18 protein-coding genes are annotated in these 16654 nt (G+C 35.4%); 8 read left to right on the top strand and 10 right to left on the bottom strand.

Annotated features, from left to right (window positions below):
* Positions 1-154: 154 nt before the first annotated feature.
* Together QUG14_RS11120 and QUG14_RS11115 are read left to right on the top strand one after the other, a co-directional pair.
* Positions 155-769 (top strand): YitT family protein, encoded by a 615-nt coding sequence (locus QUG14_RS11120; RefSeq protein WP_289340601.1) that lies wholly within the window; start codon positions 155-157, stop codon positions 767-769.
* A gap of 103 nt (positions 770-872) precedes the next feature.
* Positions 873-1652, top strand: coding sequence for an SDR family oxidoreductase (locus QUG14_RS11115; protein WP_289340600.1), 780 nt, complete (start codon positions 873-875; stop codon positions 1650-1652).
* A 41-nt stretch (positions 1653-1693) separates the two neighbouring features.
* On the opposite strand, the gene QUG14_RS11110 is transcribed toward QUG14_RS11115, so the two are convergent.
* Entirely contained in the window at positions 1694-2497 is an 804-nt protein-coding gene (locus QUG14_RS11110; protein WP_289340599.1) for an alpha/beta fold hydrolase, read from the bottom strand.
* Between the two features lie 215 nt (positions 2498-2712).
* Between QUG14_RS11110 and QUG14_RS11105 the strand changes: the two genes are divergently transcribed.
* The 4 genes from QUG14_RS11105 to QUG14_RS11090 are packed head-to-tail and all read left to right on the top strand — an operon-like array spanning position 2713 to position 5416.
* Positions 2713-3153: a hypothetical protein gene (locus QUG14_RS11105; protein WP_289340598.1), complete on the top strand. Its 441-nt coding sequence runs from the start codon at positions 2713-2715 to the stop codon at positions 3151-3153.
* Positions 3154-3173: 20 nt separating this feature from the next.
* Positions 3174-3746, top strand: coding sequence for a hypothetical protein (locus tag QUG14_RS11100; RefSeq protein ID WP_289340597.1), 573 nt, complete (start codon positions 3174-3176; stop codon positions 3744-3746).
* Between the two features lie 19 nt (positions 3747-3765).
* The gene (locus QUG14_RS11095) at positions 3766-4332 is read left to right on the top strand and encodes a polyhydroxyalkanoate biosynthesis repressor PhaR (RefSeq protein ID WP_289340596.1); all 567 of its coding nucleotides are present in this window, start codon (positions 3766-3768) and stop codon (positions 4330-4332) included.
* A 22-nt stretch (positions 4333-4354) separates the two neighbouring features.
* Positions 4355-5416 carry an alpha/beta fold hydrolase gene (locus QUG14_RS11090; RefSeq protein WP_289340594.1) on the top strand — a complete coding sequence of 354 codons (1062 nt, stop codon included), beginning with the start codon at positions 4355-4357 and terminating at the stop codon, positions 5414-5416.
* Between the two features lie 71 nt (positions 5417-5487).
* On the opposite strand, the gene QUG14_RS11085 is transcribed toward QUG14_RS11090, so the two are convergent.
* From QUG14_RS11085 to QUG14_RS11065, 5 genes are all read right to left on the bottom strand, one after another.
* A complete protein-coding gene (locus QUG14_RS11085) occupies positions 5488-6258 on the bottom strand; it encodes an alpha/beta fold hydrolase (RefSeq protein WP_289340592.1) in 771 nt (256 codons plus the stop codon).
* Positions 6259-6461: 203 nt separating this feature from the next.
* Complete coding sequence (locus tag QUG14_RS11080; RefSeq protein WP_289340591.1) at positions 6462-6977, bottom strand: PepSY domain-containing protein; 516 nt, start codon at positions 6975-6977, stop codon at positions 6462-6464.
* A gap of 119 nt (positions 6978-7096) precedes the next feature.
* Positions 7097-7861, bottom strand: coding sequence for a PepSY domain-containing protein (locus QUG14_RS11075; RefSeq protein WP_289340590.1), 765 nt, complete (start codon positions 7859-7861; stop codon positions 7097-7099).
* A 73-nt stretch (positions 7862-7934) separates the two neighbouring features.
* A complete protein-coding gene (locus tag QUG14_RS11070; protein ID WP_289340589.1) occupies positions 7935-9290 on the bottom strand; it encodes a sensor histidine kinase in 1356 nt (451 codons plus the stop codon).
* A complete protein-coding gene (locus tag QUG14_RS11065; RefSeq protein ID WP_289340588.1) occupies positions 9287-9991 on the bottom strand; it encodes a response regulator transcription factor in 705 nt (234 codons plus the stop codon). Before QUG14_RS11065 ends, QUG14_RS11070 begins: the two co-directional genes overlap by 4 nt.
* Positions 9992-10168: 177 nt before the next feature.
* Between QUG14_RS11065 and QUG14_RS11060 the strand changes: the two genes are divergently transcribed.
* Both QUG14_RS11060 and QUG14_RS11055 read left to right on the top strand, forming a co-directional pair.
* Positions 10169-11083 carry an ABC transporter ATP-binding protein gene (locus QUG14_RS11060; RefSeq protein WP_289340587.1) on the top strand — a complete coding sequence of 305 codons (915 nt, stop codon included), beginning with the start codon at positions 10169-10171 and terminating at the stop codon, positions 11081-11083.
* The gene (locus QUG14_RS11055) at positions 11076-11918 is read left to right on the top strand and encodes an ABC transporter permease subunit (RefSeq protein ID WP_289340586.1); all 843 of its coding nucleotides are present in this window, start codon (positions 11076-11078) and stop codon (positions 11916-11918) included. Before QUG14_RS11060 ends, QUG14_RS11055 begins: the two co-directional genes overlap by 8 nt.
* An 88-nt stretch (positions 11919-12006) precedes the next feature.
* Here QUG14_RS11055 and QUG14_RS11050 read toward each other — a convergent pair whose 3' ends face one another.
* The 4 genes from QUG14_RS11050 to QUG14_RS11035 are packed head-to-tail and all read right to left on the bottom strand — an operon-like array spanning position 12007 to position 16504.
* Positions 12007-12693, bottom strand: a complete 687-nt coding sequence (locus QUG14_RS11050; protein ID WP_289340585.1) for a response regulator transcription factor — start codon at positions 12691-12693, stop codon at positions 12007-12009.
* Positions 12690-14162, bottom strand: a complete 1473-nt coding sequence (locus QUG14_RS11045; protein WP_289340584.1) for a sensor histidine kinase — start codon at positions 14160-14162, stop codon at positions 12690-12692. Before QUG14_RS11045 ends, QUG14_RS11050 begins: the two co-directional genes overlap by 4 nt.
* Before the next feature lie 20 nt (positions 14163-14182).
* Positions 14183-15622, bottom strand: coding sequence for an ATP-binding cassette domain-containing protein (locus tag QUG14_RS11040; RefSeq protein WP_289340583.1), 1440 nt, complete (start codon positions 15620-15622; stop codon positions 14183-14185).
* A 33-nt stretch (positions 15623-15655) separates the two neighbouring features.
* The gene (locus QUG14_RS11035) at positions 15656-16504 is read right to left on the bottom strand and encodes a hypothetical protein (RefSeq protein WP_289340582.1); all 849 of its coding nucleotides are present in this window, start codon (positions 16502-16504) and stop codon (positions 15656-15658) included.
* Positions 16505-16654 lie beyond the last annotated feature (150 nt).

The raw sequence follows: 16654 nt of genomic DNA, 5'->3' as shown, positions 1-16654 counted from the left end.
ACGAAGGGTTCTTCGAAATGAAGAGCTTGCTAAGATAAAAGCTTAAAAGGTAATCAAAGAAAAATGCCTGTCCAATTGGACGGGCATTTTTCTTGTGAAGAAGAATATAATGAACCATACAAAGCAGAGACAAATTGGACTAAAGGGGCAGAGTATGTATAAGAAGAGAGAACATTATTATCAAAGTTATAGCAGATCTGCCTATATATCTATTACGAAAAGAGTATTTTACATCTTCTGCGGTGCTTCGCTTGTAGCAATTTCATTGCAGTTAATTTTAGTAAAGAATAATATAATTGACGGTGGTATCGTCGGAGTTAGCATTATGCTCTCTCATATTTCTAGCATTGAGATTGGTTTGTCTCTTCTACTCTTAAATACTCCCTTTTTCTTATTAGGATATTCTTATTTGGGAAAAAGATTTCTGATTCTAAGCCTTTTTGCTATTTTGGTGTTATCAATCGGTACTCATATTCTAGAACCATATCCTTCTTTAATAAATAACTCATTTCTAGTAATAGTTCTAGGTGGGGTTATCCTAGGATTAGGTGTAGGCATTGTTATTCGTTTTGGAGGGTCTTTAGATGGTACAGAGGTTTTGGCCATTTTATTTAGTAAACGAACCCCTTTTTCAATTGGACAAATTGTGTTGTTTTTTAACTTTTTTATATTTAGCAGTTCCATTTTCATATTCGGGTTGAAGGAGGCCATTTTTTCTCTACTTACCTTTTTCGTGGCTTATAAAACAATTGATTTTTCTATTAAGTAAATAACTAGTTACATTTCTATGAAAATTAGTAAATATTCCTATTTTAATAAAATTAAATATATTAAGATAAAGAGGATAATGAATTATTTGGAGGTTAATAAAGATGAATAGTAAAGATCTATTTAGCCTAAAAGGTAAAACAGCCATTGTAACGGGTGGGGGAAGAGGACTTGGTGAACAAATCGCTGAGGCATATGCGGATGCTGGAGCAAATGTAGTAATTTGTTCACGGAATTTAGAAGCATGCCAGGAAATAAGTGAAAGTTTAAATGCAAAAGGAGTTCGCTCTCTTGCCTTAAAATGTGATGTATCTAACCAAGAAGAAATACAATATGTCGTTGATGAGACTATGAAAGAGTTTGGCCGAATCGATATTTTGGTCAATAATAGTGGGGTAAGTTGGGGAGCTCCTGCGTTAGAAATGCCTGCAGACAAATGGGATAAGGTAATGAATATCAACCTTAAGGCAGTATTTTTATTTTCGCAGGCAGTTGGGAAAATCATGAAGGAGCAGCGATCTGGAAAAATCATAAATATTGCTTCGATAGCAGGATTGGGCGGTCAAGACCCAACCGTGATGGATGCAATTGGCTATTCAACGAGTAAAGGAGCAGTCATTACACTTACTAAAGATTTGGCTGTAAAACTAGCACCATATAACATTCATGTCAACGCCATTGCGCCTGGATTCTTCCCAACAAAGATGGCAAAAGGGGTATTAGATTATTCAGGGGAAAAAATTCTTGAGAGAACACCAGCAGGACGATTTGGATCTGATGATGATATGAAAGGCCCAGCTTTATTTTTAGCTTCTGATGCTTCTAATTATGTTTATGGACATGTTCTTGTTGTGGATGGAGGAACAAGTGCTTGCGTTCAATAAAAATAGAAATGCCCAGTCAAAATGATTGGGCATTTATTATTTTAATGGTTGTTTAGAAACTCTAAGACCCTTTTATTTACTAAATCATTGGCTTCTGTTACATAGATGTGACCTGCACCCTTTATCGTTAGGAATTCGGCATTTGGTATTTTTTCAGCAAGTGTTACACCATTTTCATAGGGTACTAATTTATCTTCGTCTCCATGAATAACCAAAACAGGTACTCTTATTTGGTCAATCTCATTGTAAGTGTCATGAGCAAGACATGCTTGAAGTTGCAGCATATAGGCATATGGCAGTACAGGGATTTCAATTCGCCTTTGGACATCCTCTGCCACTTGGTCCCTATGATTTTCGATGAAAGATTGACTGTATAGAATTGGAGCGGTTGCCCAGGCCATCTCTTCTGGTGTAGCAGTAGAAGAGCCTCTAGATAGCATGAGCATGGAGACCTCAGCACCAGGTTGTACATGTTTTTCTCCGCCTGATGTTGTGCAGCCTAGGATGAGGGATTTAATGCGCTCAGGATATTTTATAGACAGCCTTTGGGCAATCATTCCACCCATAGAAATACCATAAACATGAGCTGAATCTACACCGACTGCATCCAAAACCGCTCTAGCGTCTTCAGCCATTAATTCAATTGAATAGGGGGAATTAGGTTTCCCGCTTAGACCTACACCCCGATTATCAAAGACGATCACTTTATAGTGTTCACTTAACGCGGGGATTGTTCGAAACCATGATTTAGAAGTAAGTGATAACCCCATGATTAATAACAGCGGTTCACCTTCACCGTGAACTTCATAATATAAATCAATTCCATTCGCCTTCGTTATAGGCATTCTTAACAACTCCTTTATTACTAGATATTGACAATTATATGATTATTCAAATAACTAAAGAACTTAAAAGATTCTCAAATAAGTCATCAATTCTTATTTGAAACTATTATTTAATAAGATTTTTGAAAAATAAAAAAATTTACCCTAGTACATTGTTGTACCTAATTGTTATAATATAGATAGAACATACTAACCGGTTAGATTAGAGGGAACTTATGAAATCGACACATCAAGACCCTGAAAATTTTTATAAAGAGTTTGAAAAAGAGTGGAATATGAGGGTTCATACATATACCAATTCTCTTACCTTTACACATGCATTCGGAAAAGCATTAGAGAAACACTTAGATCTAATCGTTATCCAACAAAAGGTAATTAAAAATTGGCTTTCAGAATTAGATATTCCTAATAAGGAAGAATTTGTGACTCTTGCAGGAAGAAAAGTAGATTGTCTGGAAAAGATAGATAGCCTTGAAGAAACCATGTATGAGCTAAACATGGACCTGAAAAAAGACAATACCGAGTTAAAAAAGCTTAATACATCTTTATCGGACATGCTTTATTTTATGGAAAATGAATGGAAGAATGTAAAGGTTTGCAAAATTAAAACGTTGGAAAATGAGCTAGATGAATTGAAGAAACTATTTAATAACTAAACAAGTGGAGGAAAGGAAATATGGATAATAGGAATGAATCAGTTTCAAGTTATGAATTATTGTGGAAAGCCGCCTTTGATGAAATGGATGCATGGGCAGGACGCTTAAATGAACGTGATGAAGTATTCTTAAATGCAACTAAACATTATGTTGAAAGTATTAAAAGGAATCAGGAAAATAGCAAAGTAATTACTGAACAATTTAGGAGAGAGTTTTCTGTATGGGAAAAATATGCTCGTGAGGAATTACTCATGACCACAACTACTATTCAACATTTTTTCCCAATTAAATCATATGAACAGTTTAACCAGGTGGTTGATGATATTCAGAATAAGACCACATTCCTTTTAACAACCCCAAGTCGCGCTTTAACGAATGGTCTAGCACTGGACACATACTTAAAGTCTGTTGAACAATATATTTCTTTTAGAAAGAGAAGCAGAGATAAATATATTCAAGGTGTAAAGGGGACAACAAATATTTTATATGAAAATCAAAAAATATTTGTCAATCTATTTGAAAAGCAAGTAAAATCTGCACTATTTCCTTTTCAGCAATATATGAAGAATAGTACGGAATCTACAAAATCATAACTATATTGAGGTGGACTAGATGACAACAAAAAGACCGTATGATCCATTTGATTCTTTAAAAAATTACAGTGAATTGTGGGAAAAACAGATAAATGATTTTATTTACCTTTGGACAAATAACACTGAATTCGTCAAAATGTCAAAAGTAGGGACCCAAACACAATCCCGATACCTTGAAGCAATTAGAAAAAATCAGGAAACCCTTGCTGGTGTACTTAATATCCCAACGAAGAACGATCTGGCTAATGTTGCGACATTAACAATCCAAACAGAAGAAAAAATTGAATCCCTCGAAGAACAAATTTGGGATTTACAAGATTCCATGAAATCACAAAGCAAAGAAATTGAAAGTGTGGTTGAGATTTCAAAGGAAATTATTAAACTTACAAAACAGCTAAAAACAGAGTTAGTTAAAACGAAAAAAGAATTGGCAGATTCTAAAGACATACAAAATGAGCTACAAGAGATGAAGATCGAACTTAGTAAATTAAATACTTTTAAAGATGAATTTGAGATTCTTAAAGAGTTGATTGAAAAAGACAAAAGAGATGAACTAGTTTTAACCGGAGCAGGTTCATCAAAATAAAGTAGAGAAGGAGGTTAATAAAATGGCAGTTGAATCACCCAATTTATTTCCGCCGTTAGACCTTGAGAAAGAAATGAAGCGTTGGAAGCATGTTTTTCAAGTGTTAAATGAACCGGAACCGAAAATCGGTCATACTCCTAGAAATGAAGTTTGGAAAAAAAATAAATCGGTACTATGGCATTATCCTGCCAAACAAAAAAAATATGCAATTCCTTTATTCTTCGTTTATTCTTTGTTTAATAAACCATATATCCTTGATATCGCCCCAAAGGCTAGTGTTATTGAGGGACTTACAAACCGTGGTTATGAAGTGTATTTGTTAGACTGGGGTACACCTGGTTATGAAGATAAGAATATTGGTTTGGATACATATATCCAAAAGTATTTAAGAACTGCCGTTAAGCGTGCGATACGCCATTCTGGTGCGGAGGAGATAACGCTTGTTGGTTATTGCTTAGGTGGAACAATTGCTTCTATTTACGCTTCGATTGCGGAAGAACCGATTAAAAATTTGATTGTTGCCACTGTGCCAATTGACTTTAGTACAATTGTTGGTCCGGATAAATGGGCAGAAGGTCTCAAAGAAGGAAACATTAATGTTGATCGCTTCATTGATGTTTTTGGGGTTGTCCCACCTGCATATGTGGAAGGAATATTTAGAGCAGTGTCTGCACCTATTTATTTTACTAACTATTCCACGCTTTTAAACCGAGCGCATGATCAGCGTTATGTGGATAAATGGCGTCGTATGAATAAATGGACGACAGATCATGTCCCTTTTGCAGGTGAAGCATTTAGACAATTATCAAATGATCTTTTTAAAGAAAACAAGCTTGTAAAGGGAGAATTAATGATAGGGGATAAGAAGGCAAATTTGAAAAATATTAAATCAAATATGCTTGTGGTTTCCTCGTCTAATGATAATTTAGTACTAGAACCTCAAAGCTTGCCTATCATGGATTTAGTCTCTAGTGTAGATAAGACTTACAAACTGGTTGAAGCAGGTCATGTTTCCTTAGCATTAACCGGATTGTTTGCAGTAGTTGTGGATGAATGGGCTTCTTCGCGTTCAAATCCACTCTAAATTATAGTACTAAAGGTAAGTACAAGGTTATATAATAAGTAAGGGAAGAAAGGGAAGGGAGATTCCTTCCCTTAACTTGCTTTTTTCTGTTTGTGTAAAAAATTCCGCAGAACCTCGTTAAAGGATTTCTTTGCTTCGAGCTTAGCAATATGTCCTGTATTTCTAAAAATAACAAATTCAGAGTGCCTAATCTGTTTATGCATTAATAATTGGATCCAGACAGGTGTGACTGCGTCATATTGTCCGCCAATTATTAAGGTTGGAACTTTAATTTTTGGAAGCAGACATAGATTATTAACCTCAAGACAGGCTTTCATTGATGGCAGATAAAATTCACGGTTAGGCTGATAAAATTTAAAGAAATCCTCAAAGTTACTTTCAGTCCAAGAGTAGAGACAAACCCGTGCTGCCATATTTTTTTGCTCTTGGAGGGAAAGAGACTCTGCACGAGCCTTACGAAATTTTAAAAATAGCTCACCAAACCGTTTGGGTGCATAATGGAATGTACTTACGAGTATAAGGGACCTACACATTTCTGGTGCTTGACGATAGATTTCTTGTGCCACCATCCCACCCATTGATAATCCACAAATGTGAGCGCTTTCAATTCCGAGCCCCTTTAACAAGCAAATAATATCGAATGCGAAGCTAGAAATGGAAATTTTCTCAGTTGTAATATACTCCCCATGTCCCCGTAAATCTGGAATAATCAAATCGTACTGCTCTGCGAACTCAAACTGGTTGGACCAGCCTTCCTTTATTTCGCCAAGACCATGAATAAAAACCAATGGTTCACCAGCGCCCATTCGTAAATAGGGGATACCAGAAAATAACTCACCCAAATAAACTACCTCCTATGGTTTCGTATAATAAGCTTTTTTGCCATAATTCGGATAGTGTAAACAGGTTAATTGATGTAATTAACATATTATATATACCCTTTTTACTTATTATTACAACTAGGTGTAAATTACATATATATGGACGTGAAAAAGGACAACCAACTTATCGATTGTCCTTTAAAAACTTATCTTTTTTCTCTAATTTAATCGTCACTGCCTCTGCCTCTACCTCTGCCTTTGTCATCATCATCGTCTTCGACTCGATCATCTCTGCTGTCATCATCAAACTCTACTCTTGTGATTTTTCCAGTTTCAGCATCTACTCGAACGTCTGCCTCGCCTTGGTCTGACTGAATTTCAAATTTATATTCAAGTCTGCCATGTTCCATTTCTTTTTCAATCTTGGTTATTTTTCCGTTTACTTCATTTGTCGCGATTTTTGATGCTTCTTCAATAGATAGTGCAGAAGTATTTGTTGATGTGGCAGAGGAAGAATTACTGCTGTCATCATCAGTTTCTATCTTATAAAAAGTTTGACCATGTTCGGTTTCGAGCTCCAATTCTTGACCTTCTTTGAGTTCGGGTAAGTTCTGTGTTTCAAGGTTGATAACGGACGATGAATCCTCAGGAAGAGAATCATTCTTTGAGGCTCCAACCGCAATTGCACCACCTAAAACTAGTAAACCTGCTACTGCACCAATTAAAAATTTGTTTTTCATTTATTATTTCCTCCTTTTTCCTATTACCGTTCTACAATTTCAGTATATCCACTGAAAATGAGAGTAAAAGGATAGAAACATTAGAAATTAATGAGAAAAAACTAGTTTTCTAAGAATTATCAATCATCATCATTTTTGTCTTTTCCCTTTGGTTCATTTTCATGGTCATCCCAGGCTACTGTTTTTACATCCCCAGTAATAGCGTGAATTTGAACGGTTGCTTCACGATCATCATTTGTTTCTATCTTAACGAGGTAATACGGTTGGTCGCTCTCAGTTTCCAGCCAAATATCGTCTAACTCTCCCTGTACCTGTGTTCTTGCAATCTTAACAGCATCGTTTTCAGTCAATCTCTTAGCAGGTTCATTTATTAAAGTTGAAGTAGAGGAAAGGACAGTGCCTGAAATAGCGTCTACTGTAATCGTAGTCTGCTTTTCTTTATCATTCACAATGGCCTTATAAAAAGAATCAGAGCCGTTATTTATTTTTTCTAATGAAGCGATTGTTCCGTTTACCACCTGTGATAGGATAATTTCTCTTATTCTCTCTTCAGGTAACCCAACCGTTTGGGGGGGAGTCTGTGATGGTGTTGGTTTGGACGTTTCTGAATCAGTTTGTGTAAAAGATAAAACTTTTCCACTAGTTGATTCTAGCTTTATCGTATAAAGATGATTTTCTTTTTCTAGTTCAATATGATACTGTTTATCGGATAATTTTATTGATGAAATACTTCCTTGATAACGCTCTTTAACAAGCGCCTTGGCTTCCTCCTCTGTTAACATGTCAGCTGAGGGCGTAAGTTTTCCGTATTGCTGAAAGCTGACAAAAGCAATAACAAGGATTATAGAGCAAATTGCCACCCAAAACCAAGATATCTTTTTCATTTCTATTCACTCCCCTTATTTACATCTATTTTCTTATATAAAAATGAGAAAGTGATGAGAATTTTGATCATTTTTAAACTTTTTTAAAGAGAAGGGTGGCAGTAGTTCCAATCCCAACTGCACTTTCTAGTTGTAATCCAATTCCTATTGCATCGGCAATTTCCTTGGCAATCGATAAACCTAGACCAGAACCGCCCTGTTTTCTGCTTCTAGCTTTATCTACACGATAAAACCTGTCAAACACCTTTGGAATTTCGCTTTCCTGGATACCTATGCCATGATCGATTATTTTAATGTAAATTTCTTCGTTCCTTGAACCAAGTTCGACTGAGATAGAGTCATCACTATATTTCCTTGCATTGTCTAAAAAAATAAACAACACTTGCTTGAGCTTTTTTTCATCACTTTCAATGAAAATAGGAACTTCCTTATCTGTGTTGAACTTAATTTCCCTGTTATAGGCATTCTTGAATGTTTTTATAGTTTGGTTTAGTAGCTGATTAAGATTCACCTGCTTAAGTTCGATATTCCACTGTTCATGATGCCTCGCTAACATCAAGAGCTGCTCGGTCATTTCCCTCATTCGTAGTGCTTCAGAATGAATAGCTTCAATCGATTCCGTGAATAGTTGTGGTTCCGTTAAGCCCCTTCTTTTTAAAAGACTCGCGTAACTCTCTATTATGGTTAAAGGGGTTTTAAGTTCATGGGAAGCATTGGAAGCAAACTGCTCCTGTTTTTCAAAGTTCAATTCTAAGAGGTCAATCATATGGTTAAATGTTTGACCCATTTGAAAGAGCTCGTCTTTCGATTTACCTTCTACTTTGAGTCGCTTGAAGGTTCCGCTCTTCCGTATTTCCGTCATTGTTTTAATCATGGTCGTAACTGGTTTTGTAATAAAGTTACTAAGAAGCCGGCTTGAAATCAAAACGGGAATCAGGGCAAGTAGTGTAACCAAGATTAACACAAGGCGAAGAATGGATAAAATATTTGTTGATGTCTCCATACTTTTAGTGATTTGAAGGTTAGCAACACTACCGTCTGGCATGATGATAGGCATTGATTCAAAAGTATACTTACGTTCCTCGTATTCAATTGTTTTGCTGATTTCATTTTTATAAAATACTGATTCCTTCTTACTTAGGTTTTGCTCACCAGGACTCATAACCGCAGGCGAGTTTTTGTTATCCTCCGTCACAATTTGAATCATTCCGTTGATAGGAACATAGGATCTAAGAAGGGAATCATCGGGAACTTTTCCTAGAGATTCTCCGAAATTATCGGATACTTTTTCCATCTCCTTATGTGCGGTGGTAAGTTCGCTGTCGAGGAGTAACGTGCTAAATGTATAATAAATGGTAATATTTATGAGCAACAGTAGCAAGGCAAACAAAAAGGCTGTATAAAGGTTGATTTTATTTCGTAGTTTCATTTGGAATCCTTCATCACATAACCAACGCCTCGAACAGTGTGAATTAGTGAGGGTAAATGCGGGAGATCAATTTTTTTTCTTACATAACGTATATAAACGTCAACTACATTTGTATCTCCGAAAAAGTCATATCCCCATACTGCCTCTAATATTTGGTCCCTGCTCAACACCTGTCTTTTATTAATCATAAGATAGACGAGTAAATCAAATTCTCTTGGAGTCAACTCAATCGCTTCGCCAGCTCTTATCACTTCTCTTGATTTTTGATTAATACTTAAATCAGCAAACCGCAACAGGTCACTGTCCTCAGTCTGTGGTTGTTCTGCTAGTTTGATTCTTAATGCAGCACGGATTCTCGCTAACAGTTCCTCTATTTGAAATGGCTTTGTGATATAATCATTGGCTCCTAGGTCAAGACCCGACACTTTGTCTTCAACAGAACTCTTTGCTGTTAAAAGAATGACAGGTGTAAGGAGATCATCATTGCGAATCCTCCGAAGAATCTCAATCCCGCTTAATCCTGGCAGCATGACATCCAATAATATTAAATCCCAATTTCTGGTACGAAAGGCCTCTAGAGCCTCAAAACCATCCATTACTTTTGTTACTGAATAGCCTTCATACTCAAGCTCAAGTTCCAATACTCTTGCAATCTTTTCTTCATCCTCAACAACCAGAATGGTCCCTTTTTTAGTTGACATTAGGATTCTCCTCTATTTTTATTTCTACATTCTATTCGGCACCACGTAGATAAAAACCTTTCGAACATATGGTCATTCTTTAATATCAAGTCTATAAAAAAAATATTAATTTTTTGTGAACGAATTCACGTCATTAATCGTTATACAAAAGGAGAAACGTTTAAGGGGGGAGAAACTTTGACCAATATTATAGAGGTAAATAAAGTTAGTAAACAATTTAACAATCGTGAAATATTAAAAGATGTCTCATTCACAATTAAAGAAGGAAGTATCAATGGATTACTTGGTCCAAACGGGGCTGGAAAAACAACCATTATCCGTTTATTAAATGGAGTAATTGAGGCAACACATGGAAATATGAAGGTTATGAATTTCGACCCTAATATGCAAGGAGATAAAATTAGGGAAAGAGTTGGAATTGTAACGGAAAGTGCTAGTCTTTATCATGATATGACGGCATGGGACAATCTAGTTTTCTTTTCAAAGATATATGGTAAATACGATCAAAAGCGAATAACACATTTGCTCAAACAATTTGAGATGTTTAACCATAAAGACCAACTAGTTGGGAGCTTTTCAACTGGTATGAAGAAAAGAGTTGCACTTGCCAAGGCTCTATTGCATAAGCCTAAACTTCTATTTCTGGATGAACCGACAAATGGACTGGATCCAGAAGGAATCAATGAAGTAATACATTATTTACGTAAAGTGAATCAAGAAGATGGTGTAACCATCTTAATATGCTCTCATGTTCTGCATCAACTAGAAACAATCTGTGATTCGTACTTGTTCCTGAATGAGGGCAGGATAATCGAAAAAGGAACGAAGGATGAGTTAGAAGGGAAATATTTAAAGGAAGTCAGGTTAGTTGTAGAAACGGGACTTAGACCTCTTAATAGCCAAAGTTACAAGGGATATACATTCAGTAGGAAAAGACCTAATGTATTGGAATTTAATCTTGCCTCGAAGGAAGAGATTACCCCTTTATTGACGAATATACTTAGTGAGTCATGGGTACATAATTGTGAGATAACCAATAGAAGTCTTGAGGCTATTTATTTCAAAATTAGGGGAGGTGGAGAGGGTGAATAAAAATATAATCCTAACCATTGTGCAGAAAGATATTAAAGCAACCTTCTCATCCAAAAAGGTTTGGGTTCCGATGATCATAACTGCCTTACTCATTTGTATCGTTATACCATCCTGTATTGCATTTTTCGGACTTCGATTTGATTTGGTTGGATCCTCTGCCCAGGATATAGAAAAACCAATAAATGCATTTATTAATGAATTTCCTAATGAGGAAATGAGGAATACACTGTCAGCTTTACCAACTCTTAACTATAAATTTGTATTTTTTTTCTTGACCTTAATGATGATACCGTTTTTCTTAATGGTAGCGATTATTAACTCAATGGTTACTTCATCTAATAGTTTTGTGGGTGAAAAGGAAAGAAATACGTTAGAAACATTGTTGTTTGCTCCTATTTCAATTAAGGACTTGTTTCTTGGTAAAGTACTAGCATCTATAATTCCAACGTTATGTATTTCCTTTGCAGCCTTTATCATTAGTTTTATTATTGTAAATATCATAACGTACCCGTACTTTAAAGTAATCTTATATTTTAACTCGACCTGGATGATTTTAATGTTTTGGGTCATTCCAATTTTAGTTTTGTTTAATATCATTTTAAATGTCTTAATCTCAGCCAAGGTCAAAACATTCCAGGAAGCCCAACAATTCGGGGGACTACTCGTGTTACCAATTGTTGGGATTATCATAAGTCAAGCAAGCGGGATGTTCTTCTTAAGTCCAATAATATTATTCCTAATAGGAGCTGGCTTACTAATAGCCAACCTAATCCTCATAAAACTAGTTACAAAATTCAATAACCGAAATGCTCTATTTCAAAGCCAAATACACTGACACAAAAAGACATTGTCCACCTGGGGTGGACAATGTCTTTTTGTGGTGCCTGTCACCAAGGTAAACACCTAATAGGTGTCACCAAATTTTAATGAAAACGATAGCCAGATCCCCATACGGTTTCTATGTATTCAGGGTTGGAGGGATTATGTTCGATTTTTTCTCTAATTTTGCGGATGTGGACGGTTACGGTGGAGACGTCTCCGTTGCTGTCATAACCCCAAATTCTCTCAAATAGGTGATCTTTGCTGAAGACCTGTTCTGGGTTTAAAGCAAGAAAGGTGAGGACGTCGAATTCTTTTGTGGTTAAGGTAATTTCTTGATTGTTTACAAATACACGCCTTGATGATCGGTCTATGAATAAACCACGGATGTATATTCCTTGGGATTCGTGATTTTGTTTCATCGATAATCTCTCATATCGGGATAAATGGGCTTTTACTCTAGCAACCATTTCATTGGGACTAAAAGGCTTAACTAAATAATCATCAGCACCAAGCCCAAGTCCTCTAATTTTATCTATTTCTTCTTTCTTTGCTGTCACCATAATAATTGGGATATCTTTAATACTTCTAATTTTTTTGCAAATCTCAAAACCGTCAATGTTTGGCAGCATAACATCCAGTAAAATTAAATCGAAATCTTTAGTTAGCGCCTTCTGAAGACCGATATCTCCCGTATGAACCATTTCAGTATGGAAGCCGTTAATCTCTAAATAATCCTGTTCTAACTCGGCAATACTTTTTTCATCTTCAATAATTAAAATCTTTTTCATGATTTGGCCTCCTTAGAACAGTTATGATGCGGCAAAGTAATGGTAATAGTTGTTCCAACCTTTAAAATGCTTTCTAATTTTATCACACCGTTATGTTCTTCGATGATCATTTTTGCAATCGAAAGCCCTAAACCACTGCCGCCGGTTAATTTATTTCTCGATCGTTCTGCACGATAAAACTGGTTAAAAATGAAGGGAATCGACTCCTCAGGAATACCTGGTCCATTATCAGCAATGGAAATCTCTACGTTCTCATTAGTAGAACGCATAGATATGATTAATTCTCTTTTATCCTTTTCCATATACTTCAAGCTATTGTTAATAATATTTGCAAGAACTCGTTTAAACTTTTCTCGATCAATTAGAACATCGTAACAGCCTGTGGGAGTAAATTGAAAATTTAATTCCACGTTTTGTTTTCTGAGGTCGAAGCTTAATTCCTCAAAATAATCTATTAAATAATCTTTAATATCAATTTTTTCAAACTCAAATGGTACTTTGCCTAAATCTAGTTTAGAGAATAGAAACAATTCATCAATTAAATGATCCATATCAACAGCTTTCGCATAAATGGTTTGAATATAGCGTGTTCTCTTTTCAGGGGTGTCGGCCACTCCATCGCGTATTCCTTCTATATAGCCTTTTATTGATGTAATCGGTGTTTTTAAATCATGCGAAATATGGGCAATTAATTCTTTGCGGTTATCTTCATATTGTTGTTGAATCTCGTGCGACTCCTTTAATTGGATCCTCATTTCTTCAAATGCTTGGGTTAGTTGACCAATCTCATCATTCTTTGTTGGCTTAATGGAGTGATCGAGATTTCCACTTTTAATAAAATAGGCTGCTTTTTTTAATTGATTAATTGGTTTGATAATACTTTTGGATACAAAATAAGCTAATAATCCATTTGTTGCAATTAAAATCAATAAACATAACCCAAAAAGAATAGGGAAAAAGGTCCGTACAAACTTATTCCATGGACTTGCGTCTCTCATTAAAAATAACGAGATTTCGCTTCCATCTTGTAAGTAAAAATCATGCTGCTTAATGGCAAAAGTCTGATCACCAATTTCTTCTAGGCTGCGAAAGCTTTTTTCTGTTCCAAAATCGGGCAGGTTTTGTGTACGAACTTTTTCAAGTTCAGGCGTTACATAGATTACATCATCATTTTTACGGATAACTAATCCAGAATCGATTTTTTCAAGGTCAGTGTCTAGTGTTTCTAAATACTCCTTACTTAACAATTCCTTTGGATTAGATGCGGACTTTTCTTTTAATGCTAGAAACAACAATGTGTCCTTTTGTTTTGTTTTATGGTAACTATGACTTTCTGGTAAAAATTCAGCAATTTCCCGAATATCACCGAGGAAAACAATCATTAAAAGAAATGATGTAATCATGAACAAGATGATTGGAACGGTGATCATCGCAATATTTGATAAGATTAGCCGGAGTTTAATAGACATTGAAATAGCACCCTTTTAGTTTAGGCTTCTTTTCTATTAAACATATAATAGCCTAATGAAAAAAACAATGCGAAAGAAGAGCACAAATAGGTGACAGTTTGCAAAATCCAACGAAATGACACATCACCAAGCCACTGCATATACCAATCTAAATACGAAGATGGAAGCAAATACAAGGAAGCGGGAAGTATATACGGAATAAACATCATGACTAAATATAGGACAAACATGCTAGAAATCGCAAGAACACTAGACTGAATGAATAATGCTACCATAATGGCAAATGCAGAGATAACGATTAAGGGGAACCAGGAAATAATAAATGCTCCTAGAGTTGAAGCAATAGTAGTGAATTCAAAAGTACTATCAAAAATTGCACTGCTAATCATCACTGACAACCATTCTAATAAAAGAACAAATAAGGTTATGATGCCAATCGCGGTTAATTTGGAAAGGAACATTTCCATTCGACTAATGGGCCTAACTTGGAATAAGGTTCCACGTTCTGCTTCTCCTGTAAATATATCCGTAGAGGCTATGAAAATGTAAAGAGGAATGAACATGGTTATGAATAAATCCAACAATGTAAAATTAATATTTTCTGTAGGTAATGCCATCCAATCGATCAAAAATAGATTATTTACAAGAAACTTTGTTAGCATAGGTAGAAGGAAAGCAGCGAATAAAATCAGTTTGGTTATCTTTTTTGATAGTAATTTTTGTATCTCATTCATACTATTTGCAAGTATAGTGTTCATCTTCCTCTCTACCTCCACTTTCTTGACATAGACATCCTCTAAAGGCTCATTGCCAGTTTCATAAAATGAGGCCTGACCATGGATGAGAAAACAAAAGCGATTGCATAGCTTCTCTAATTCTGAAATATGATGACTGGAAATCACAAAGGTTACTCCAGATTTTCTTGATATTTCCTGAATCGTCTTTCTTAATAACAGTAATCCATCAATATCTAAACCGTTTGTGGGTTCATCTAAGATTATTAAACTAGGTTTGGAAATAAGGGCTGAGGCAATACCAAAACGCTGCTTCATTCCCATAGAAAAGGAAGATACTTTTTCATCCTTATAAGGTGTTAAACCAGTCAGACTCAATGCTTCTTCAATATCTGAATGGGAGATTCCCGAATATAAACGAGATATCATTTTTAGATTTTTATAGGGTGACATGTTTTCGTAAGCAACAGCCGGTCCAATTAACGCACCAACAGGTGTAATCGCTTTTTTATAATTACTCAGAAGGTCTACACCGAATAGTTTTACACTTCCTCTATCCGGTAAGGTGAGACCGGTCATACATTTTAATAATGTTGTCTTACCTGCTCCATTTGGACCAAGTACCCCCATTATTTCCCCCTGATCAATGGATAATTGAATGTCCTGTATTCCTCTGCCGTTTTCATACTGCTTTGTTAGTCCGGTAATAACGACTGCTTTTTCCAAATTTGCCACCCTCTAATCATTACTCAATGTAATTTATTTTTTACCATGATCAAATTCGACTACTTTATCTGTTGGAATTTCAACAGGTGTTACTGTAGTTTGATTGTAATCAGATGCATTTAAATCCATACTTAGAACTAATTCATGGATAGTGCCTTGTTTATCTTTGCCTGTTACTACGACTTTGACTTTCTGTTGTTCAATGTAATTTTCGTTGTTTACCTGTGCGGTAAGTTTGACTTGCTTAACAGTTATATCATGATCCAATTCAGGAACTTTTGTTTTAATGTGAAAGTCCGAACTTTCAGTGTCGTTATTGTCTTGAATCATGACAGCATGTTTAATCATCAACGTACTTAAGGCATTAGCAGTAAGAGGAATTTCTTTACCGGTAAGATCAAGATTAATTTCGTGATTGCCATTTTTCATTTCGTCCACTGTAATTTGTTGTTGAAGATTTTTAGTCATGACATCAATCAGATTCTCAACATCATCTTTTAATTCGGCAGTATTTCTGTGATGTGGATTATTTGAAGTATCCATTTTATAAACAGTATCAAGCCCGTCTTTCATCACGAACCAATTCCCGTCCTGCTTATACATGTTCATCATATTAACTTCTGATTCATTCGCTAAACGAGTCGAGATTGAGTTTACCTGATTAACTGAATCAGATTTGAAAATAGACTCTGATGATAATATAGATTTTTTGTTGTCCTCGAGTGTAAGATTAAAATTTAATGTTGCACTGTCAGCACTATGTGTTTTCTTTAATGCTTCTTTGTATAGGTCGTAACCAGATGTATTCGCAGAAATTGAATAAACACTGCCTAACATAAGCGTCCCACTAATTCCAATTGCAGCTAAAAGCTTCTTATTCATATTCTTATCCTCCATTCAATATTTATGTTACATCTGTAGTCTAAATAGAAGATATAAAAGCAATCTAAATAAACTATTAAATTTTTCTTAAATTACGGCTGTTTTATAATTTTTGGCACTCTGTTGATTTGCGCGGAAGGCACGAAGACT

This window comes from Neobacillus sp. CF12, from assembly GCF_030348765.1.
GTDB lineage: Bacteria > Bacillota > Bacilli > Bacillales > Cytobacillaceae > Neobacillus.
The sequence above is the reverse complement of the archived record's forward strand: the minus strand, read 5'-3'. Positions and strand labels throughout refer to the sequence as shown.

Excerpts from the sequence above, each read along its gene's own strand:
- QUG14_RS11120 (WP_289340601.1), top strand. The coding sequence starts at position 155 with ATGTATAAGAAGAGAGAACATTATTATCAAAGTTATAGCAGATCTGCC.
- QUG14_RS11115 (WP_289340600.1), top strand. The coding sequence starts at position 873 with ATGAATAGTAAAGATCTATTTAGCCTAAAAGGTAAAACAGCCATTGTA.
- QUG14_RS11110 (WP_289340599.1), bottom strand. The coding sequence starts at position 2,497 with ATGCCTATAACGAAGGCGAATGGAATTGATTTATATTATGAAGTTCAC.
- QUG14_RS11105 (WP_289340598.1), top strand. The coding sequence starts at position 2,713 with ATGAAATCGACACATCAAGACCCTGAAAATTTTTATAAAGAGTTTGAA.
- QUG14_RS11100 (WP_289340597.1), top strand. The coding sequence starts at position 3,174 with ATGGATAATAGGAATGAATCAGTTTCAAGTTATGAATTATTGTGGAAA.
- QUG14_RS11095 (WP_289340596.1), top strand. The coding sequence starts at position 3,766 with ATGACAACAAAAAGACCGTATGATCCATTTGATTCTTTAAAAAATTAC.
- QUG14_RS11090 (WP_289340594.1), top strand. The coding sequence starts at position 4,355 with ATGGCAGTTGAATCACCCAATTTATTTCCGCCGTTAGACCTTGAGAAA.
- QUG14_RS11080 (WP_289340591.1), bottom strand. The coding sequence starts at position 6,977 with ATGAAAAACAAATTTTTAATTGGTGCAGTAGCAGGTTTACTAGTTTTA.
- QUG14_RS11075 (WP_289340590.1), bottom strand. The coding sequence starts at position 7,861 with ATGAAAAAGATATCTTGGTTTTGGGTGGCAATTTGCTCTATAATCCTT.
- QUG14_RS11070 (WP_289340589.1), bottom strand. The coding sequence starts at position 9,290 with ATGAAACTACGAAATAAAATCAACCTTTATACAGCCTTTTTGTTTGCC.
- QUG14_RS11065 (WP_289340588.1), bottom strand. The coding sequence starts at position 9,991 with ATGTCAACTAAAAAAGGGACCATTCTGGTTGTTGAGGATGAAGAAAAG.
- QUG14_RS11050 (WP_289340585.1), bottom strand. The coding sequence starts at position 12,693 with ATGAAAAAGATTTTAATTATTGAAGATGAAAAAAGTATTGCCGAGTTA.
- QUG14_RS11045 (WP_289340584.1), bottom strand. The coding sequence starts at position 14,162 with ATGTCTATTAAACTCCGGCTAATCTTATCAAATATTGCGATGATCACC.
- QUG14_RS11035 (WP_289340582.1), bottom strand. The coding sequence starts at position 16,504 with ATGAATAAGAAGCTTTTAGCTGCAATTGGAATTAGTGGGACGCTTATG.